The organism is Streptomyces sp. NPDC048002 (assembly GCF_040653275.1).
Classification (GTDB): domain Bacteria; phylum Actinomycetota; class Actinomycetes; order Streptomycetales; family Streptomycetaceae; genus Streptomyces.
The window spans coordinates 574,215-593,107 of sequence record NZ_JBEZNL010000002.1 but is presented as its reverse complement, the minus strand read 5'-3'; the positions used below and the strand labels follow the sequence as shown (position 1 = coordinate 593,107).

General features: G+C 71.8%; 19 protein-coding genes and 1 pseudogene. 9 read left to right on the top strand and 11 right to left on the bottom strand.

Annotated elements, in window-relative coordinates; genetic code table 11:
- Positions 1-543: 543 nt before the first annotated feature.
- The gene (locus AB0E07_RS05695) at positions 544-1,383 is read left to right on the top strand and encodes a hypothetical protein (protein WP_362246760.1); all 840 of its coding nucleotides are present in this window, start codon (positions 544-546) and stop codon (positions 1,381-1,383) included.
- A 106-nt stretch (positions 1,384-1,489) separates the two neighbouring features.
- The gene (locus AB0E07_RS05690; protein WP_362246758.1) at positions 1,490-1,684 is read left to right on the top strand and encodes a hypothetical protein; all 195 of its coding nucleotides are present in this window, start codon (positions 1,490-1,492) and stop codon (positions 1,682-1,684) included.
- Positions 1,685-1,729: 45 nt separating this feature from the next.
- Here the strand turns inward: AB0E07_RS05690 and AB0E07_RS05685 are convergent, their stop codons facing one another.
- Positions 1,730-2,083, bottom strand: a complete 354-nt coding sequence (locus AB0E07_RS05685) for a metal-sensitive transcriptional regulator (protein ID WP_362246756.1) — start codon at positions 2,081-2,083, stop codon at positions 1,730-1,732.
- 188 nt (positions 2,084-2,271) lie between these two features.
- Between AB0E07_RS05685 and AB0E07_RS05680 the strand changes: the two genes are divergently transcribed.
- Positions 2,272-2,892, top strand: coding sequence for a DUF47 family protein (locus AB0E07_RS05680; RefSeq protein WP_362246754.1), 621 nt, complete (start codon positions 2,272-2,274; stop codon positions 2,890-2,892).
- Positions 2,893-2,900: 8 nt separating this feature from the next.
- Entirely contained in the window at positions 2,901-3,899 is a 999-nt protein-coding gene (locus tag AB0E07_RS05675; RefSeq protein WP_362246752.1) for an inorganic phosphate transporter, read from the top strand.
- Between the two features lie 178 nt (positions 3,900-4,077).
- Here AB0E07_RS05675 and pstB read toward each other — a convergent pair whose 3' ends face one another.
- The 10 genes and pseudogenes from pstB to AB0E07_RS05625 form a co-directional block, all read right to left on the bottom strand.
- A complete protein-coding gene (gene pstB, locus AB0E07_RS05670) occupies positions 4,078-4,854 on the bottom strand; it encodes a phosphate ABC transporter ATP-binding protein PstB (RefSeq protein WP_362246750.1) in 777 nt (258 codons plus the stop codon).
- Between the two features lie 80 nt (positions 4,855-4,934).
- On the bottom strand, positions 4,935-5,987 hold the full coding sequence (gene pstA / locus AB0E07_RS05665; RefSeq protein WP_362246748.1) for a phosphate ABC transporter permease PstA: 1,053 nt from the start codon (positions 5,985-5,987) through the stop codon (positions 4,935-4,937).
- The gene (gene pstC, locus AB0E07_RS05660; RefSeq protein WP_362246746.1) at positions 5,984-6,985 is read right to left on the bottom strand and encodes a phosphate ABC transporter permease subunit PstC; all 1,002 of its coding nucleotides are present in this window, start codon (positions 6,983-6,985) and stop codon (positions 5,984-5,986) included. Before pstC ends, pstA begins: the two co-directional genes overlap by 4 nt.
- A gap of 103 nt (positions 6,986-7,088) precedes the next feature.
- Complete coding sequence (gene pstS, locus AB0E07_RS05655; protein WP_362246744.1) at positions 7,089-8,213, bottom strand: phosphate ABC transporter substrate-binding protein PstS; 1,125 nt, start codon at positions 8,211-8,213, stop codon at positions 7,089-7,091.
- Positions 8,214-8,450: 237 nt separating this feature from the next.
- On the bottom strand, positions 8,451-8,930 hold the full coding sequence (locus tag AB0E07_RS05650) for an NUDIX hydrolase (protein ID WP_362246742.1): 480 nt from the start codon (positions 8,928-8,930) through the stop codon (positions 8,451-8,453).
- Positions 8,931-9,044: 114 nt separating this feature from the next.
- Positions 9,045-10,325 carry a CHAD domain-containing protein gene (locus AB0E07_RS05645; RefSeq protein WP_362246740.1) on the bottom strand — a complete coding sequence of 427 codons (1,281 nt, stop codon included), beginning with the start codon at positions 10,323-10,325 and terminating at the stop codon, positions 9,045-9,047.
- Positions 10,306-12,732, bottom strand: coding sequence for an RNA degradosome polyphosphate kinase (locus tag AB0E07_RS05640; RefSeq protein WP_362246738.1), 2,427 nt, complete (start codon positions 12,730-12,732; stop codon positions 10,306-10,308). The genes AB0E07_RS05645 and AB0E07_RS05640 overlap by 20 nt, the downstream gene beginning before the upstream one ends.
- A gap of 156 nt (positions 12,733-12,888) precedes the next feature.
- Positions 12,889-13,791 carry a hypothetical protein gene (locus AB0E07_RS05635; RefSeq protein ID WP_362246736.1) on the bottom strand — a complete coding sequence of 301 codons (903 nt, stop codon included), beginning with the start codon at positions 13,789-13,791 and terminating at the stop codon, positions 12,889-12,891.
- A pseudogene (locus tag AB0E07_RS05630) lies at positions 13,788-13,991 on the bottom strand (ABC transporter ATP-binding protein); the annotation flags it as partial. The gene AB0E07_RS05635 and the pseudogene AB0E07_RS05630, both read right to left, overlap by 4 nt.
- A gap of 38 nt (positions 13,992-14,029) precedes the next feature.
- On the bottom strand, positions 14,030-14,407 hold the full coding sequence (locus tag AB0E07_RS05625; protein ID WP_362246840.1) for a GntR family transcriptional regulator: 378 nt from the start codon (positions 14,405-14,407) through the stop codon (positions 14,030-14,032).
- Between the two features lie 112 nt (positions 14,408-14,519).
- Between AB0E07_RS05625 and AB0E07_RS05620 the strand changes: the two genes are divergently transcribed.
- Genes AB0E07_RS05620 through AB0E07_RS05600 form a run of 5 tightly spaced genes read left to right on the top strand, consistent with a single transcriptional unit; the run spans position 14,520 to position 18,883 of the window.
- Positions 14,520-15,062: an RNA polymerase sigma factor gene (locus AB0E07_RS05620; protein ID WP_362246734.1), complete on the top strand. Its 543-nt coding sequence runs from the start codon at positions 14,520-14,522 to the stop codon at positions 15,060-15,062.
- On the top strand, positions 15,059-15,874 hold the full coding sequence (locus AB0E07_RS05615; protein WP_362246732.1) for a zf-HC2 domain-containing protein: 816 nt from the start codon (positions 15,059-15,061) through the stop codon (positions 15,872-15,874). The genes AB0E07_RS05620 and AB0E07_RS05615 overlap by 4 nt, the downstream gene beginning before the upstream one ends.
- Entirely contained in the window at positions 15,871-16,731 is an 861-nt protein-coding gene (locus AB0E07_RS05610; RefSeq protein ID WP_362246730.1) for an ABC transporter ATP-binding protein, read from the top strand. The genes AB0E07_RS05615 and AB0E07_RS05610 overlap by 4 nt, the downstream gene beginning before the upstream one ends.
- Positions 16,728-18,245 (top strand): ABC transporter permease, encoded by a 1,518-nt coding sequence (locus AB0E07_RS05605; protein WP_362246728.1) that lies wholly within the window; start codon positions 16,728-16,730, stop codon positions 18,243-18,245. The genes AB0E07_RS05610 and AB0E07_RS05605 overlap by 4 nt, the downstream gene beginning before the upstream one ends.
- Positions 18,233-18,883 carry an ABC transporter gene (locus AB0E07_RS05600; protein ID WP_362246726.1) on the top strand — a complete coding sequence of 217 codons (651 nt, stop codon included), beginning with the start codon at positions 18,233-18,235 and terminating at the stop codon, positions 18,881-18,883. Before AB0E07_RS05605 ends, AB0E07_RS05600 begins: the two co-directional genes overlap by 13 nt.
- Positions 18,884-18,893 lie beyond the last annotated feature (10 nt).

Here is an 18,893-nt window from a genome sequence, read left to right as displayed (position 1 = left end):
GGGGGTGTTTCGCCCCCGCCGCCCCTTCCCTTCCCGTCCCCGGGGGCTGCGCCCCCGGACCCCCAACGGCCCTGAAGGGGCCTTGTCCTCAAACGCCGGACGGGCTGGAGGGGGGGGCGGGCGATGCGCTTGTGCGGCGGGTGGGTTGGAGGGGGTCGGGGATTGTCCTCAAGCGCCGGACGGGCTGGTGGGGGTGGGCCATGCGCTCGTGCGTCGGGCGGGATGGAGGGGGCGGGCCTTGGGGTTAGAGGGATGCCGTGTGGTGTTGGGCGTCCTTGCGGGCCAGGCTTCTTGCTCTTCTGGCGGGGCCTCGCCAGCCGCAGGTGCAGTGGGCTGTGCAGAAGGGGCCCTGTTCGATCGTGGCGGTGTGGTGGGGACCGGCGGGCGGGGGCGGGGCTTCTTCGTCTGCCACGGGTCAACGGTACCGGGGGCGGGTGAGGGGGTTCCAGGCCGGGCCGCAGGCGTTACGGGGGCCCCTGGTCGTCGTTAGGGGAACTGACGGGGGGCCTGTGGCGGATGGACCGGCTGGGGGGTAGGCAGGCGATGACGGAGCGGCAGTACAGGCGGAGAGGGGCCGCCGTCGTCGCGGCCGGGGTGGTGGCGTGCGCGGGGGCCGGCGGGTGCGTGAGCAGCGGTGCCGTGCTGGACGACGGGCGGGGCGGCGAGCGGGAGCGGGTCGAGGTGGTGCGCGGGGCGGCCGCCGAGCTCGTCGACGCCCGCAGCGCCAAGGCCCGTACGTCCATGGAGATGGCCAGCGGCGGGACCCGGGTCACCATCCGCGGGGAGGGCGTCTACGACTTCCGCAGGCAGGTCGGGCGTCTGAAGGTGCTGCTGCCCCAGGACCCCGCGGGTGCCACCGCCCACCGGCCGATCACCGAGCTGCTCTCTCCCGGCGCGCTGTTCATGAAGAACCGGGGTGCCGGAGTCCCCGCCGACAAGTGGGTCCGGGTCGAGACCGCCACCATGCCGGACGGGAACCTGGTCACCGGCGGAGCCACCGACCCCTCCGCGGCGGCCGAGGTACTGCTCGGCGCGCGGTCCGTGGAGTACGTGGGGGAGGAGAGAGTGGGCGGCGCCGGGGTGACGCACTACCGCGGTACCGCTGATCTGCGGCGGGCCGCCGAGCACGCCTCCGAGGGGTCCCGGGACGCCCTCGCCGCCGCGGCGAAAGGGTTCGCCACCGCGCTGGTGCCCTTCGACGTGTATCTCGACGACGAGGGCCGGATCCGCAAGATCAGGCACCGGTTCAGCTTCGTCAACGGGCAGCAGGAGGGGCCGGTCGCGGTCGCCTCCACCACGCTGCTCTTCGACTTCGGGGTCCCCGTCGACGTGCGGCTTCCCGAGCGCGAGGACATCTACGCGGGGCGCATCGCGGAGGGGTGAGCGTCCTCGACGGTCGTGCCGCGGCCGTCATGGACTAGCCCGTCCGTGCCATGCGCGGTCCGTAGGCCGCTCCCTACTCTAGGAAGTCGGTATCGGCAGAGAAGAGGTGACGCACGTGGCTCCGGTCGGCGGTACGGCAGTCCAGGACCACGTGGCCCTCGCCGAGATCGAGCTGTGCGGTGAGCTGATCATCGCGGCCTCGGCCGCCGAGGACCGGCTCAGCCTGGAGAGCATCGACCAGGTGCTGCGGGTGGGCGAGGAGCGCGACGAGCAACGCCGCGACGGCTCCTCCGCCCGGTGACGTCCCGCCTGATGTCCGGCCTGATGTCTGGCCCGACGTCCGGCCTCAGGTGCGCAGCAGGCGGCCGATCGCCTTCGTCGCCTCTTCCACCTTCGCGTCGATCTCGTCGCCGCCCTTGAGGGCCGCGTCGGCGACGCAGTGCCGCAGGTGCTCCTCCAGGAGCTGGAGCGCGAAGGACTGGAGGGCCTTCGTCGACGCCGAGACCTGGGTGAGTATGTCGATGCAGTAGACGTCCTCGTCGACCATGCGCTGAAGGCCCCGGATCTGGCCCTCGATCCGGCGCAGCCGCTTGAGGTGCTCGCTCTTCCGGTGGTGGTAGCCGTGCGTGGCGTGCTCGTCGTGCTCGCCGGGTGCGGCCTGCTCGGAGGGCGCCGTGGCGCCGGCCTCGGTCGTCGTCATCGCGTCCTCCAGACATATACCCCTACTGGGTATATCGTACCGAACTTTGCTGGGTATAGGGCCCTTGGTACGCCCCCGTGCTGATCACTGTGCCTGATGGGCGACACTGGAGGACGGCCCATTAGCCGTGGCCGGATGATGCGCCTAGCATCAGCCTGACCGAAACCGAAGCACCCCGAGGACCCCAAGTGCGCTTTCGTCTGACCCCCAGGGAGACGAGCTTCTACGACATGTTCGCCGCGTCCGCGGACAACATCGTCACGGGCTCGAAACTCCTGATGGAACTGCTCGGGGCGGACGCTTCCGCCCGGGCCGAGATCGCAGAGCGTATGCGGGCCGCGGAACACGCCGGTGACGATGCCACGCACGCGATCTTCCACCAGTTGAACTCCTCGTTCATCACGCCCTTCGACCGCGAGGACATCTACAACCTCGCGTCGTCCCTCGACGACATCATGGACTTCATGGAGGAGGCCGTCGACCTCGTCGTCCTCTACAACGTGGAGGAACTGCCCAAGGGCGTCGAGCAGCAGATCGAGGTGCTCGCGCGGGCGGCGGAGCTGACCGCCGAGGCGATGCCGAACCTGCGGACCATGGACAACCTCACCGAGTACTGGATCGAGGTCAACCGGCTGGAGAACCAGGCGGACCAGATCCACCGCAAGCTGCTCGCGCACCTCTTCAACGGCAAGTACGACGCCATCGAGGTGCTCAAGCTCAAGCAGATCGTGGACGTCCTGGAGGAAGCGGCCGACGCGTTCGAGCACGTGGCGAACACGGTGGAGACGATCGCCGTGAAGGAGTCCTGAGCGCGTCCATGGACAACTTCGCGCTGGTCGTGACCATCCTGGTCGCGCTCTTCTTCACGTACACCAACGGTTTCCACGACTCGGCGAACGCCATCGCCACCTCCGTCTCCACCCGGGCGCTCACCCCGCGGGCCGCGCTGCTGATGGCCGCGGTGATGAATCTCGGCGGCGCCTTCCTGGGGTCGGGTGTCGCCAAGACCGTCAGTGAGGGTCTGATCGAGACGCCCGAGGGTTCGACGGGGATGGGGATCCTGTTCGCCGCGCTCGTCGGCGCCATCACCTGGAACCTCATCACCTGGTACTTCGGGCTGCCCTCGTCGTCCTCGCACGCGCTGTTCGGCGGCATGGTCGGCGCGGCCCTGGCCGGCGGGACCACGGTGTACTGGGACGGGGTGATGACGAAGATCGTCATCCCGATGTTCATCTCGCCGTTCGTGGGGCTCATCGCCGGTTACCTGGTCATGACCGCCATTATGTGGATCTTCCGGCGGGCCAATCCGCACAAGGCCAAGCGGGGCTTCCGGATCGCCCAGACCGTCTCCGCGGCCGGTATGGCCCTCGGCCACGGCCTCCAGGACGCCCAGAAGACGATGGGCATCGTGGTGATGGCCCTGGTCATCGCCGACGTCGAGGACTACGGCGACCCGATCCCGGTCTGGGTGAAGATCGTCTGCGCCGTGATGCTGTCGCTGGGCACCTACGCCGGCGGCTGGCGGATCATGCGGACGCTGGGGCGGAAGATCATCGAGCTGGACCCGCCGCAGGGCTTCGCGGCCGAGACCACCGGCGCGTCGATCATGTTCACCACGGCGTTCCTCTTCAAGGCGCCGATCTCCACGACCCATGTCATCACCTCCGCGATCATGGGCGTGGGTGCCACCAAGCGCGTGAACGCGGTGCGCTGGGGTGTCGCGAAGAACATCGTGCTCGGCTGGTTCATCACCATGCCGGCCGCCGCGCTGGTGGCCGCGGGTGCCTTCGGCGTCGTCCACCTCGCCTTCCTGTAGAGGGCGTACGGCGCACGGCCCGAGCGGTCTGCAGAAACGACACTGCGGACGTCACTGCGGACGACACTGCGGACGGGCGATCCGGAGCTGCGAAAGGGGCCCGCCCCCTGGGAGACCAGGGGGCGGGCCCTTTATCTGCCTCGCGGTGGCACCGCCATGCAGCACCGCGAGGGGTCTGTCAGCCGAAGCGGCCGGAGATGTAGTCCTCGGTGGCCTGGACCGACGGGTTGGAGAAGATGCGCTCCGTGTCGTCGATCTCGATCAGCTTGCCCGGCTGGCCGACGGCCGCCAGGTTGAAGAACGCGGTGCGGTCCGAGACACGGGCCGCCTGCTGCATGTTGTGGGTCACGATGACGATCGTGAACCGTTCCTTCAGCTCGCCGATCAGGTCCTCGATCGCCAGCGTCGAGATCGGGTCCAGGGCCGAGCAGGGCTCGTCCATCAGCAGGACCTTCGGCTCGACCGCGATGGCGCGGGCGATGCACAGACGCTGCTGCTGACCGCCGGAGAGGCCGGAGCCGGGCTTGTTCAGCCGGTCCTTGACCTCGTTCCAGAGGTTGGCGCCCTTGAGGGACTTCTCCACGACGTCGTCGAGCTGGGACTTCTTGTACGAGCCGTTCAGCTTCAGGCCGGCCGCCACGTTGTCGTAGACCGACATCGTCGGGAACGGGTTCGGGCGCTGGAAGACCATGCCGACCTCGCGGCGCACGGTCACCGGGTCGACGCCGACGCCGTACAGGTTCTCGTCGTCCAGCATGACCTTGCCCTCGACCCGGCCGCCGGGGGTGACCTCGTGCATGCGGTTCAGGGTGCGCAGGAAGGTGGACTTGCCGCAGCCGGAGGGGCCGATGAAGGCCGTCACGGAGCGGGGTTCGACGGTCATGGAGATGTCGTCGATGGCGCGGAAGTTGCCGTAGTAGGCGCTGAGGCCGCTTACGTCGATTCGCTTGGCCATGGGTATCACTGCTTCTTTCGAAAAAGTCTCGGAGATCGGTCGCTGGGGGCCTCACGCGGCGCCGGCCGCGTGTCGTCGCTCTAGCGACCGGCCTTCGGGGCCTTCCAGCGGGCGATGCCGCGGGCCGCGAGGTTCAGGATCATCACGAAGGCGATCAGGGTCAGGGCCGCCGCCCAGGCGCGGTCGTACGCCGCCTCGGAGCCCGCGCTGTTCGCGTACTGCTGGTAGATGTACAGCGGCAGCGAAGCCTGCGCCCCCTCGAAGGGGTTGTTGTTGATGAACGGGTTGCCGAACACCAGCAGCAGGACGGGCGCGGTCTCACCGGCGATACGGGCGACCGCCAGCATCACACCGGTCGTGATACCGCCGATCGCGGTCGGCAGCACCACCTTGAGGATGGTGCGCCACTTGGGCACGCCCAGGGCCAGCGACGCCTCGCGCAGCTCGTTCGGGACGAGCTTGAGCATCTCCTCCGTGGAGCGGACCACGACCGGCATCATCAGGATCGCCAGGGCCAGGGCGCCCGCGAAGCCGGAGAAGCCGAGATCGAAGATGAGCAGGAGGCTCAGGATGAACAGACCGGCGACGATCGACGGGATGCCGGTCATCACGTCGACGAAGAAGGTGACCGCGCGGGCCAGGGCGCCGCGGCCGTACTCGACCAGGTAGATCGCGGTGAGCACGCCGACCGGCGCCGCGATCAGGGTGGCGATGCCGACCTGCTCCAGGGTGCCGATGATGGCGTGGTAGATACCGCCGCCGGGCTCGCTGTCCGCGACGACGCCCATGGAGTGGGTCAGGAAGTAGACGTCGAGGACCTTGATGCCGCGCACGACGGTCGTCCACACCAGGGAGACCAGCGGCACCACGGCCAGCAGGAAGGCGACCCAGACCAGCGAGGTCGCGATGCGGTCCTTGGCCTGGCGCTTGCCCTCGACCTTGGCGGCGGTGCCGTAGGTGCCGAAGACGAAGAGCAGGGCGGCGATCAGACCCCACTGGATCTTGCTGTCGATACCGGCGGCCAGGGAGACGCCGATGGACACGGCGAGCGAGCCGGCCGCGATGGCCCACGGGGACCACTTCGGGAGCCGGGCGCCCTGGAGCGAGTTCGGGTGCTGGACTGCGGTGCTCATGCGTTGGCCCCCGAGTACTCCTTGCGGCGGGCGATGATCATCCGGGCCGCGCCGTTGACCAGCAGCGTGATGACGAACAGGACGAGACCGGAGGCGATCAGCGCGTCCCGGCCGAACTCGTTCGCCTCACCGAACTTGCTGGCGATGTTCTGGGCGAAGGTGCCGCCACCCGCGTTGAGCAGGCTGGCGTGGATCAGGAAGTCCGGGGAGAGCACGGTGGCGACGGCCATGGTCTCGCCGAGCGCGCGGCCGAGGCCGAGCATCGAGGCGGAGATGACGCCGGAGCGGCCGAAGGGGAGCACCGCCATGCGGATGACCTCCCAGCGGGTCGCGCCGAGGGCCAGCGCGGCCTCCTCGTGCATCTGCGGAACCTGCCGGAAGACCTCGCGGCTCACGTTGGTGATGATCGGCAGGATCATGATCGCGAGCAGGATGCCCACGGTGAGCATCGACCGGGCGGGACCCTCGTCCCAGCTGAAGATGCCGGTCCAGCTGAAGTAGTCGTTCAGCCAGCCGAACAGGCCGTTCATGTGCGGGACGAGGATCAGGGCGCCCCAGAGGCCGTACACGATGGACGGCACCGCGGCGAGCAGGTCGATCACGTAGGCGATCGGGCCGCTCAGCCTGCGCGGGGCGTAGTGGGTGAGGAACAGGGCGATGGCGACGGCGATCGGGACCGCGATGACCATGGCGATGATCGAGGAGATGATCGTGCCGTAGGCCAGGACCGCGATGCCGAAGACCGGCTCGGTGCCGCCGGTGTTCCACTCGAAGGTCGTGAGGAAGTTGCCCTCGTCCTTGCTGATGGCGATGGCCGCCCGCCAGGTGAGGAAGACCGCGATGGCGGCCATGATCACCAGCAGGAAGATGCCGGAGCCGCGGGCGAGGCCGGAGAAGATCCGGTCGCCGGGCCGGGTGGCGCCGCCGGCGGGGCGCTTGTGCGCGCCGGCGGAAGTCTGTGGTGGCGGTGCTGGAGTGTTCTTGGTGGTTATGTCCATCGGGGTTCTCCGGTCTGCGGCGCCCTCGGGACGGAGGGCTCCTGGCGGCGGTGCACCGGACGGTGCGGCCCGGTCCCGTGGGGGGCCGGGCCGCACTCTCGGGTCAGCTCAGGCCGTCGATGGTCGAGCGGACCTTGGTGATGATCTCCTCGGGCATCGGGGCGTAGCCGTTCTCGGCGAGGATGGACTGGCCGTCCTCGCTGGCGATGTAGGTGAGGAAGGACTTGACGGAGGGCAGGGTCTCGGCCTTGTTGCCCGTGTCGCAGACGATCTCGTAGGTCACCAGGGTGATCGGGTAGGCGCCGTCGGCCGTGGTGGAGTAGTTCAGCTCCAGGGCCAGGTCCTTGCCGGTGCCGACGACCTTGGCGTCCGCGATGGCGGCGGTGGCACCCTCGACGGAGGCCTTGACCGGCTCGCTGGCGCCCGTGTCGATGGCGACGACCGAGGACTCCTCGGCGTAGGAGAGTTCCATGTAGCTGATCGCGCCGGGGGTCTGCTTGACCTGCTGGGCGACACCGGAGGAGCCGGACGCGGACTGGCCGCCGGGGGCGGTCCAGGCCTTGCCGCCCTCGTACTTCCAGTTGTCCGGGGTGGTGGCGATCAGGTACTTGGTGAAGTTGTCCGTGGTGCCGGACTCGTCCGAGCGGTGGAACGCCTGGATCTTGAGGTCGGGCAGCTCGGCGTCGGGGTTCAGCTTGGCGATCGCCTCGTCGTTCCAGTTCTTGATCTTGTCGCTGAAGATCTTCGCCAGGGTCGGCGCGTCCAGGACGAGGTTGTCGACGCCCTCGACGTTGTAGGCGAGAGCGATCGGGCCGCCGACCATCGGCAGGTCGATGCCCTGGCCGCCCTCGCAGACCTCCTTGGAGGCCGTGACCTCTTCGGGCTTCAGCGCGGAGTCGGAACCGGCGAAGGCGACGGTGCCCTGGGTGAAGGCGGTGACACCGGCGCCGGAGCCGCCACCCTTGTAGTTGATCTGGACGCCGGAGCAGGCGGCGGTGAACTGCTTCACCCACGCGTCGATCGCGTTCTTCTGCGCGGACGAGCCGTCGGCCAGCAGCTGGCCCTTGGCGTCGTCACACTTGATGTTGCCCGCCGCGGCGCTGGTGCTGGCGTTGTCGCTGCCGGTGTTGCCGGTGTCGTCGGAGCCGCACGCCGTGAGGGCCAGGGCGCCGGAGACGGCGAGAGCACCGAGAGCGAGGGCCCGCCGGTTCATGCGCTGAAGCTTCACTTGAGGGAGTTCCTTCCAGGAGCCGCCGTCCTGAATTCGGCGGCGTGCGAAGTCTTGGTGGTGCGGCAGCCCCGTCGAGCTGCGTGCCGCACCGCGTAAGGCCGAAATTAGGCAGAACAGGTGAAGGCGCCGATTGTCGTAAATGAACGCGGGGTGAACCCCTGGGGACGGTGTGGTTAGGTCACGGAAGGCTTACGCCCAGGACACGGACCGATGGCGGTCTCCGTCTCCGGCTGGTCACTCTACGCAGCCGGTCGTTCTCGTCCCCGCCGTCAGGCCGCGGCGCGTGGCCGAGGGCCCACGATCGGCGGGTATGCCCAACTCCTCCAGCAGACTTCGGTCACGGTGCTGCGTCAACCGGCGGCCGGCCGCCTCGGGGCGCAGCCACACGATGCGGTCGACCTCGGTGTTCGGCGTGAAGGTGCCGGCGCCGGCCTCGGCGGCCCAGTAGCGGACCTCCTTGGGGCGGGCGCCGACCATGTAGTGCACGGTGGACAGCTCCCGGCCGGCCGTGGCCGCGTAACCGGTCTCCTCCGCCACCTCGCGCAGGGCGCCGGCCAGAGGGTCCTCGCCGCGCTTCAGCTTCCCCTTGGGGTGCGACCAGTCGTCGTACTTCGGCCGGTGCACCAGACAGACCTCCAGTGCGCCGTCGACGGGCGAGTGCCTCCACAGCACGCAGCCGGCCGCCCGGACGGGGGAGTCGTTCGGTGATGTCACCGCTGCTCGGCCTCCTCGGTGGATCTCCGTCAGGGAGCGGTCTCCGTCGGGGTGCGCTGTCCGTCAGGGGGTGATCTCCGTCAGGGTGCGCTGTCCGTCAGGGGGTGATGTCTGTCAGGGAGCGCTGATCCTCTGCTTCTGCCCGGTCTGACCGGGCTGCCAGCACTGCTGGAAGGCGAAGCGGGACGCCTCGACCTCGTGCCGCTGGTCGGCGTGGAGCACCCCGAGGGCGTAGGCCGTGGCGGGGGCGATGCGCGGGGTGCGGGCGGCGGCCGCCGCTGCCGCCGCGGCCTCGGAGGCGTCGCGGTGGCGGTCCAGGGACTGGCCGGCGGTGAGCAGCCGTACGTCCGGGGCCGCTTCCTCGCCGAGGAGGGTCTCGCGGGCGTAGCGGTGCAGGCGGAGCAGGAGGCGGACCTGGTGCCAGGGGGCGTCCTGGGGGTGCGGGGCCGGGTCCGGGGAGAGGCCGTGGACGAGGGCCTCGGCGTTGTACGGGTGGCCGGCGGTGACCAGGGGAAGGGCGCCGACCGCGTCCTTCAGGCGGTCCTCGGCGGCGGCGGCCAGCGGCCGCAGATCGGCCCCGGCGGCGGACGGGGCCAACGGGACCTCGCTGGCCAGTACGGCGATGTGGTCGGCGACCGCGTGGAACCGGGAGGAGCCCAGGGCCTGGAGCGCGGTGCTGTGCGCCCGGGTGCGGGCGAGGGTGAGCTGCCGGTCCAGCAGGGCGCCCGCCTTCGCCGCGCCCACCGTCAGGTTGCCGCGCTCCGTGGCCGCGGTGAGGCTGCCGCGTTCGGTGGCCCCCGCGAGGCCGCGTCCGGTGGCCCCGGTGAGGCCGCCGCGCTCGGTCGCCGGGAGGTGAGGGCCGTCGCCGCCTCGGCCCGGAGCGGCCGCGCCGGGGCCGGCGGGGCCGGCGGGGCCGGCGGAGACCGCCCCGGGCGGGCCGGAGTGGTTCTCCCGCGGCGCCCCGGTGCTCACCGGCCCGCCCGCCTGGGCCGGGAACACCGTCGCGCCCGACAGCCGGTGCAGGGCCAGGAGCAGCCGTTCCAGCCGGGCGGCGTAGGCGTGCTCCATGGCGAGCGTGCCGGACAGCCAGGCCAGCTCCGGGCGGATCCGCTCCGACCAGTCGGCGTCCAGGAGCGGGCGGAAGGTGTGCAGGCTGCCGCTGATGCGGCGGGCCGAGCGGCGCAGGGCGCGCGCCGCGTCGACCGACTCCTCCGAACCGTTCTCCCCGGCCCGTGACCGCACCCGTCCGGTGGGGCCCCCGTCGCCGCCGGTCTCCCGGTGCAGCCGCAGCGCGCGGAGGAACTCCATGGCCTGGGTGCGCAGATACGTTTCGAGCGCCTCCCCGGTCACCGGCACCGCCGTGGGGTTCGTCGGGTCAAGGTGTTGCTGTGCCACGCCGGCGCCTCCGGGCGTCTATGAGCATCTCCTGGACGTTCCGCAGGGGCTGGCCTTCGGCGTCGGTCGCGTGCCGGGTCCACTCGCCGTCCGGGCCGAGGTGCCAGGAGGACGTGGTGTCGGACATGCCGGTCTCCAGCAACCGGTTGAGGGCCGCCCGGTGGGCCGGGTCGGTGACCCGGACCAGAGCCTCGATGCGGCGGTCGAGGTTGCGGTGCATCATGTCGGCGCTGCCGATCCACACCTCCGGTTCGCCGCCGTTGCCGAAGGCGAAGACCCGGGAGTGCTCCAGGAAGCGGCCGAGGACGGAGCGGACCCGGACGTTCTCCGACAGGCCCGCCACGCCCGGACGCACGGCGCAGATGCCGCGCACCCAGACGTCGACCGGCACGCCCGCCTGGGACGCGCGGTACAGAGCGTCGATGATGGCCTCGTCGACCATCGAGTTGACCTTGATGCGGACGAACGCGGGACGCCCGGCACGGTGGTGCTGGACCTCCTTGTTGATCCGCGAGATCAGGCCGTCGCGCAGGGACTTGGGCGCGACGAGCAGCCGGCGGTAGGTCTCGCGGCGCGAGTAGCCCGACAGCCGGTTGAACAGGTCCGACAGATCCGCGCCGACCTGCGGGTCCGCGGTGAGCAGACCGAGGTCCTCGTAGAGCCGTGCCGTCTTCGGGTGGTAGTTGCCGGTGCCGACGTGGCTGTAGCGGCGGAGGGTGTCACCCTCCTGACGGACCACCAGGGAGAGCTTGCAGTGGGTCTTCAGGCCGACGAGGCCGTAGACCACGTGGCAGCCCGCCTCCTCCAGGCGCTTGGCCCACTTGATGTTCGCGTGCTCGTCGAAGCGGGCCTTGATCTCGACCAGGACAAGCACCTGCTTGCCGGCCTCGGCCGCGTCGATGAGCGCGTTGACTATCGGGGAGTCGCCCGAAGTCCGGTACAGGGTCTGCTTGATGGCGAGGACGTCCGGGTCCTCGGCGGCCTGCTCCAGGAACGCCTGCACGGAGGTGGAGAAGGAGTCGTACGGGTGGTGCAGCAGGACGTCCCGGCTGCGCAGCGCGGCGAAGATGTCGGGCGCGGACGCCGATTCGACCTCGGCGAGGTCGCGGTGGGTGCCGGCGACGAACTTCGGGTACTTCAGCTCGGGATGGTCCAGGGAGGCGATCCGGAACAGGCCGGTGAGGTCCAGCGGGCCGGGCAGCGGGTACACCTCCGCCTCGCTGATCTTCAGCTCGCGCACCAGCAGGTCCAGGACCTCGCGGTCGATGGACTCCTCCACCTCCAGGCGCACCGGCGGTCCGAAGCGGCGCCGCATCAGTTCCTTCTCCAGGGCCTGGAGGAGGTTCTCGGCGTCGTCCTCCTCGACCTCCAGGTCCTCGTTGCGCGTGATCCGGAAGGCGTGGTGCTCCAGCACCTCCATGCCCGGGAACAGCTCTTCGAGGTGCGCGGCGATGACGTCCTCGATCGGCACGTACCGGCCGGGCGAGCTCTCCAGGAAGCGGGACAGCAGCGGCGGCACCTTCACCCGGGCGAAGTGGCGGTGCCCGCTGACCGGGTTGCGCACCACGACGGCCAGGTTCAGCGACAGGCCGGAGATGTAGGGGAAGGGGTGCGCCGGGTCGACCGCCAGCGGGGTCAGCACGGGGAAGATCTGGTGCCGGAAGAGGGTGAACAGGCGGGCCTGTTCCTTCTCCGTCAGCTCGCTCCAGCGGACCAGGTGGATGCCCTCCTCCGCGAGCGCGGGGGCGACGTCCTCGTGGAAGCAGGCGGCGTGCCGGGCCATCAGCTCGCGGGAGCGGGCCCAGATCATCTCCAGCACCTGGGCGGGCTGGAGCCCGGAGGCGGACCGGGTGGCGACGCCGGTGGCGATACGGCGCTTGAGACCGGCGACCCGGACCATGAAGAACTCGTCCAGGTTGCTGGCGAAGATCGCCAGGAAGTTCGCCCGCTCCAGCAGGGGTGTCTTCGGGTCCTCGGCGAGTTCGAGGACGCGTTCGTTGAACGCCAGCCAGCTGCGCTCCCGGTCGAGGAAGCGGCCCTGCGGCAGGGGGGCGCCGTCGACCGGCGACTCCTCGTACGCGTCGAGGTCGGCGTCGATGTCGGGTTCCAGGTCGGAGTAGTGCGACCCGGCCACGGTGCGCGAGCGGTGAGCGGCGATGGAACCCACGGAGGGCTGCGCGTTTGAATGAGTGCCTTGGCCCGCAGGGCCTCCGCCAAGGGCGGTGGTGGGCGACGGGTGGGCCTGTGCCTGGGCGTTCTGCTGACTCATGGACCCATTCTTCCGCGTCCCGAGCGATACAGGCGCGTCGGAGGACGCCGGCGGGAGGGTCGTGGCGAGGCGTCGGACGTTTCCGTTCCCCGCGGTTCCCTCGGGGGGCGGCGTCGGCTCTGGCGCGGCGGGCTTCATTCGCCGAGCGTCGCAAGCCCGTCTGAACCAATGGTTACGGAGACATGGCGTGCGGGTACGCGAGGGGCGGCCCCGAGGCGTCCACATACCGGTGCCGTACGTCCTTCCCCCCGTAGGAAGGACGTACGGCACCGGCGGATCGGGCGGCTCGGCGGATCAGGTGGCGCGGTGGCGCAGCAGCGCGAAGGCGCCGACGACCGCGGCGGCCGTGAGGGCGAGCAGGACGCCGGTCTCGACGTACTGGATCGGCCAGAAGTGGGACGGCGGGTGCAGCGTCACCAGGGTCTCGGTGCCGGACACCTGGAGGGCCGAGCGGGGCACCTCCCCGTCCGCCGTGTCCCGGACGACCGTGGGCCACAGGTCCGGCCGGTACCGCTCCAGCAGCTCGCGCAGGAGCAGGGCGCCTGCCGCGGCGGCCCCGGCCGCGGGGAGCGCCCGCCCGAGGGCCGTCCCCGCGAGGGCGCCGAGGGCGAGACCGGACAGGGCGTACGCGACGGCAGTGGGGCCGGTGCCGATGAACGTCTCGGGGTGGTACCAGTCCCCGACGAGGTTCGGGTCGTCCGCGCCGCGCGCCCATACGCCCAGCAGGACGGTCGCGGTCGTGCCGGCGGCGAGCAGCGCGGCCGGTACGGCGAGCTTGGCGGCCAGCCAGCGGGTCGGGGTCACGGACTGCACCCAGGCCAGCCGGGCGGTGCCCTGCTCCAGTTCGCGGCCGATGAGCGCGCCGCCCGCCCAGGCCGCGGCCAGCAGCGGCAGGAAGGCGAGCAGCGCGCCGCTGACGCCGAGGACGTAGTCGTACCGTTCGAAGGCCGGGCCCGGCATGTCGCAGCCCAGGTTCGGCCGCCCGGCGCCGCACCCCGTCTCCAGGTACTCCGCCCGGGCGGCGTCGTCGCCGGGCCCGTACGCCCAGAGCAGGGCGCCGGAGAACACGGCCACCGGCGCCGACCAGGACAGCAGGGCCGTGCGGTGGACCCGGAGGGTCAGCCAGAGCAGGCCGTGCGGGCCGCGGGCCAGGGTGGGCGGTGCGGCGGCGGTGGCCTCTGCGGGGACGGCGGTCATGCGGCTGCCTCGCGGGTGTCGCCCAGCGTCAGGGCCGGGGCGTCGGGGGCGCGCAGATGGGCGAGGACCAGCTCCTCCAGGGTCGGCTCCGCGCGCTGCCAGCCATCGCCGACGGGACCCTCGGGCCTGATCAGCGCGGTGAGCTGGCGGCCGGTGGTGCGGGACTCGACGACGGTGTGCGGGGCGAGGCCGTCCCCGGCGCGCCCGGTCCCTCGGAAGCGGTCAGTCCTTGAAGCGCTCAGTCCTTGAAGTGCTCGTCCAGTACGGAGGTGAAGAGCGCGGCGACGTCGTCGTGCTCCAGTCCCGCCGCGCGGGCCCGCGCGGCCCAGTCGGCGAGTTCGGCGCGCAGCGGGGAGTCGGCGGGCGCGGCGCCCAGCGACTTCCGCACGAACGTGCCCAGTCCGCGGCGTGCCTCGACCAGTCCCTCGCGCTCCAGCTCGCGGTAGGCCTTCAGCACGGTGTTCGGGTTGATGGCCGTCGCCTCCACGACCTCGCGCGCGGTGGGCAGCTGGTCGCCCGGCGCCAGCAGGCCCAGGCGCAGGGCCTGTTTGGTCTGCTGGACGATCTGCAGATAGGTGGCGACGCCACTGCGGCGGTCGATGCGGTACTCGACCACTCGATCCACCACCCTTTCACTAATTGAGTAGTGAAAGGGTGGTGGAAGTGGAGTCCAAAAGTCAAGGCGTGATTCCGTGAACCGGTCCGCGGGGCTCGTCCGATGAGGTGACGTGAGCGAAACGAGAAGCGACGGAGATCTGCTGCGCGCCGTCGCGGCGGACGGGGACCGGCGCGCCTTCGAAGAGCTGTACCGGAGGTTCGCCCCCTGGCTGACCGCCCGGCTGCGCAGCCGCTGCGCCGACCCCGGGATCGTCGACGACGTCGTGCAGGAGACCTTCCTCGCGGTCTGGCGGGGGACCGCCCGCTACCGGGAGGAGGGGGACGTCGCCGGATGGCTGTGGCGGATCGGGTCGCGGCGCCTGGTCGACGTGCTGCGCGGCGACGGGGCCAGAGGCCGGCTGCGGCAGGCCCTGGCCCGGATCCGGCACCGGGAGGAGGTGTCCGCCGAGGACCGCGTGCTCGCGGGGGTTGAGCACGGGGACCTCGCGGGTGCCCTGGTCCGGCTCTCACCGGAACTCCGCGCGGTCCTCCAGGCCACGGTCGTCGACGGGCTGACCACCCGCGAGGCGGCCGTGGTCCTGGGGATTCCACCGGGGACGGTCAAGACGCGGGCGATGCGGGCCCGCAAGCAACTGCGGGAGGCACTGGCATGACCTGGCACGTATCAGAGGAGGACCTGCGGGCCTACGCGCGCGCCGAACTGGCCGCCCCGCTGCTCTGGTCCGCCGACACCCACCTGGCCGCCTGCGCCCCCTGCCGGGCCGTGCTCGCCGAGGTGAGCGACCCGCTCGACGCCGCCTGGGAACGGCTCGACGCCGAACTCGACGCGCCGAGGCCCGGACGGTTCGAGGGCCTGCTGCTGCGGCTCGGGGTCGCCGACCACACCGCGCGCCTGCTCACCGCGACCCCCGTGCTGCGCCGCTCCTGGCTGGCCTCGGTGGCGCTGCTCCTGATCACCACGGTGGCCGTGGTGTACACGGCCGGCTCACCGACCCTGTTCCTCGCGCTGGCACCGCTGCTGCCGCTCGCCGGGGTCGCCCTGTCGTACGGGCCCGCGCTGGACCCGACCTACGAGATGGCGGTCGTCTCCCCGGTGCACGGCTTCCGGCTGCTGATGATCCGTACCGTCGCCGTGCTCACCACCGGGCTCGGTCTCAACGGCCTGGCCACGCTGGCCCTTCCCGACTACGGCCTGCGCGCCCTGGCCTGGCTGCTGCCCGCGCTCGCCCTGACCGCCACCGGACTCGCGCTCACCCCGCGGCTCGGACCGGTCCTCGCGCCGGCCCTGGTCGGCGGGGGCTGGGTGGCGCTGATCGCCGTGGCCGACGCCGCCGCGGACGGCGGACCGCTCGCCCCCTTCACCGCCGCCGGACAGGGCGCCGCCGCCGCGGTCGCCGCCCTCGCGGCCGGCCTGCTCTACCTCGTACGTGACCGATTCGACGTGTTCCACGGGAGCGCCGTATGACCTCCACCGTCTCCGCCTCCGGGCTCAGCCTCCACTACGGCTCCACCCGCGCCCTCGACGAGGTGTCGCTGCGGCTGACCCCGGGTGTGACCGGGCTCCTCGGACCCAACGGCGCCGGGAAGACCACCCTGCTGCGGGTCCTGGCCACCGCCCTGAACGCGCAGCGCGGCACCTTCACGGTGCTCGGGCACGACCCGTCCTCGGCGCGCGGCCGGCAGGAGGTGCGGCGGCGGCTCGGCTATCTGCCGCAGACCCCCGGCTTCCACCCCGACTTCACCGCCTTCGAGTTCGTCGACTACGTGGCGATCCTGAAGGAGATCGACGACCGCGCCGCCCGCCACCGCGAGGTGCGCCGCGTCCTGGACGAGGTCGACCTCGGCGAGGTCCGCGGCAAGCGCATCAAGAAGCTGTCCGGCGGTATGCGGCAGCGGGTCGCCCTCGCCGCCGCCCTCGTCGGCGACCCCGGGTTCGTCGTCCTCGACGAGCCCACCGTCGGCCTCGACCCCGAACAGCGCATGAGATTCCGCGAGTTGATCGCGCGGGCCGGAGAGGGCCGGACGGTGCTGCTGTCCACCCACCAGACCGAGGACGTGGCGATGCTCTGCCACCGCGTGCTGGTGATGGCCGGCGGCCGCATCCACTTCGACGGCACCCCCGCCGAACTCACCGCCCGCGCGGCCGGCCGGGTGTGGAGCAGCACCGAACGCGCCCCGCACGCCAAGGCGGGCTGGCGCACCGGCGCCGGCACCTTCCGCAACGTGGGGGACCCGCCGCCCGGCGCCGACCTCCTCGAACCCACCCTGGAGGACGGCTATCTGCTCACCCTCGACGACCAGGGCCTGGCGGTGACGGCATGACCACCCTCGTCGAACGCACGCCCCTCGCCCTGCGTTCCGGACCCCGCGAGACCTGGGCCGCCGTCCTCGCGCTCGCCCGCTTCGAGGCGCGCCGCCTGCTGCTGTCGCTCCCGGTGCTGGTCGCCTTCGCCCTCTACCTGACCTGGATCGTCTGGCACACCCACGACTCCTACGACGGCTTCCCCGCGCTCCAGGACGCCGACCGCGACACCCAGAGCACGCCCCTGCTGATCGGGCTGTCCGTCCTGCTGACCGTCAACCTGGCCGTGCTGCGCTCCCGGCGCCTGGACACCGAACGCCACTTCGCCGTGCTGGTGATCACACCCTGGCGCCGGACCCTCGCCCATCTGCTGTCCCTGCTGCCCGTGGTGCTGCTGACCGCTGTGTGCGTGGGCCTCCAGTTCGGCTGGGAGGCCCTCAAACCGGGTGCCGTCGGCCACGGTTCACCCGGCGAGCTGCTCGTCGGACCGCTCACCGTGCTGCTGTTCGGGGCGCTCGGGGTGCTGCTGGCCCGGGTGCTGAAGTCGCCCTTCACCGGCCCGCTGCTGGTGGTCTTCCTGCTCTTCTTCCTCGTCCTCGGAGTCAGCCCCGGCGGTGAGGACGCCGGGACGCGCTGGCTGACCCCGGTGGTCGGCGACAGCAGCGCCGACAGCCTGCCCTCCGACCTGCTGGGCCGCCCCGCCGCCTGGCACGCGGTGTACCTGCTCGGCCTCGGCCTCGCCATCGGCGCGCTCGCGCTGCTGGCCGGCGGCGGGCGCCGGGTCCGGAGCCTCTACGCCGTTCTCGGTGCGACGGTGGCCCTGACCCTGGTCGGCGCCGTCGCCCAGGCCGGCGGCGAACCGGCCTCCCTGACGGCGGCAAGGGAGCGGGCCACGCTCGACCCGGAGCAGAAGTGCGTACGGCACGGCGAGTCCACGTACTGCGCCCACCCGGAGTGGGAGTCCCGGACCGGCACCTGGGCCGAGGTCGTGGACGAGGTGTCCGGGCTGGCCGGCGGCACCGCCCACGACCAGCCCCTCCTGGTCCGCCAGCGGATCGAGGCCCGCTACGGGCCCAACGCCGACGCCGCCATCGCGCCGTCCGACACCGCGCACGAGGTCACCGTCGGTACCCGCTGGGGCGGTGCCCGGGTCCCCGAGTTCTCCTCGGGCGTGGCCGCGGTCCTGGTGGCCGGGACGGAGCGGGCGGGCGGCGAGCTGTGCGACGGCCGCGTGGTCACCGTGATGTGGCTCTCCCTGGGCTGGCAGGACCGGCCGGTGGACCAACTGCGCCTGGTCCGCCTCGACGACAGCGACACCGGCTCCGCGATCGTGCTCGCCCCGACGTCCCCGCTGTCCATGTCGGCGGGCCAGACCGACGTCGTGCGTGAACTGCTGGGCCGCCCGAGGGCCGAGGTGACGGCCCAGGTGAAGCGGAACTGGACCGAGCTGACGAGCCCCGGCCTCACCACCGCGCGAGCCGCCGAACTCCTCGGCGTCCGGGGCACCACTGAGAAGGACGGGTGCGAGGAGTGAGAGAGCTGCTCGTCCCGGTCTGCCGCACCCTGCCCTGGCGGGCGCTCGGCGCCGGTGCCGCCGTGGGACTGCTGTTCGCCGGGACGGCACGGCTGTTCCCCGAGGGCTTCGACCCCTGGCTGGCGCTCAACACCCTGCGTGCCGCGGCCCTCTGCTTCGCCCTGGGCCTGGCCTTCGTACTGGACGACCCGGCCCGCCACACCACGGCCACCGTGCCGACTCGGCGGCCGGTCCGTCAGGCGCTGCGCCTGGTGCCGGTCGTCCCGCTCGCCGCGCTGTGGTGGACGGCGGCGGTCCTGCTGGTCCCCGCCGACCTGCGGCCCCCGCTCGGGGCGACCACCCTGGAGGCGGTCGCCGCCTTCGCCCTGGCCCTGGCCGGCGCGGCGGCGACGGTCCGCCACGGTGAGGAACCGGAGCCGGGGGTGGCCGTGGGCGCGGGTCTCCTGGTGGTGGCCGTGCCGGCCGTCCTCCTCCTGCCCGACCGCTGGGACCTCTTCGTAGCCACCGACGCCCCGACCTGGCCCGAAGCCCACGAACGATGGGCGGTCCTCCTCATAGCGGCCCTGACCACCTGGCTCCTCTGCGCCCGAGAACCAACCGGGCGCATCCAGCCCAATCGCCCCGCCGGTGGGGGCTGAGCGCGCCGTT

What these genes read in the sequence shown, in the direction of transcription:
- AB0E07_RS05615 (WP_362246732.1), top strand. Translation starts at nt 15,059, where the DNA reads ATGACCTGGCACGTATCAGAGGAGGACCTGCGGGCCTACGCGCGCGCC.
- AB0E07_RS05695 (WP_362246760.1), top strand. Translation starts at nt 544, where the DNA reads ATGACGGAGCGGCAGTACAGGCGGAGAGGGGCCGCCGTCGTCGCGGCC.
- AB0E07_RS05605 (WP_362246728.1), top strand. Translation starts at nt 16,728, where the DNA reads ATGACCACCCTCGTCGAACGCACGCCCCTCGCCCTGCGTTCCGGACCC.
- AB0E07_RS05640 (WP_362246738.1), bottom strand. Translation starts at nt 12,732, where the DNA reads ATGAAGCCCGCCGCGCCAGAGCCGACGCCGCCCCCCGAGGGAACCGCG.
- pstC (WP_362246746.1), bottom strand. Translation starts at nt 6,985, where the DNA reads ATGGACATAACCACCAAGAACACTCCAGCACCGCCACCACAGACTTCC.
- AB0E07_RS05610 (WP_362246730.1), top strand. Translation starts at nt 15,871, where the DNA reads ATGACCTCCACCGTCTCCGCCTCCGGGCTCAGCCTCCACTACGGCTCC.
- AB0E07_RS05685 (WP_362246756.1), bottom strand. Translation starts at nt 2,083, where the DNA reads ATGACGACGACCGAGGCCGGCGCCACGGCGCCCTCCGAGCAGGCCGCA.
- pstA (WP_362246748.1), bottom strand. Translation starts at nt 5,987, where the DNA reads ATGAGCACCGCAGTCCAGCACCCGAACTCGCTCCAGGGCGCCCGGCTC.
- AB0E07_RS05635 (WP_362246736.1), bottom strand. Translation starts at nt 13,791, where the DNA reads ATGACCGCCGTCCCCGCAGAGGCCACCGCCGCCGCACCGCCCACCCTG.
- AB0E07_RS05675 (WP_362246752.1), top strand. Translation starts at nt 2,901, where the DNA reads ATGGACAACTTCGCGCTGGTCGTGACCATCCTGGTCGCGCTCTTCTTC.
- pstB (WP_362246750.1), bottom strand. Translation starts at nt 4,854, where the DNA reads ATGGCCAAGCGAATCGACGTAAGCGGCCTCAGCGCCTACTACGGCAAC.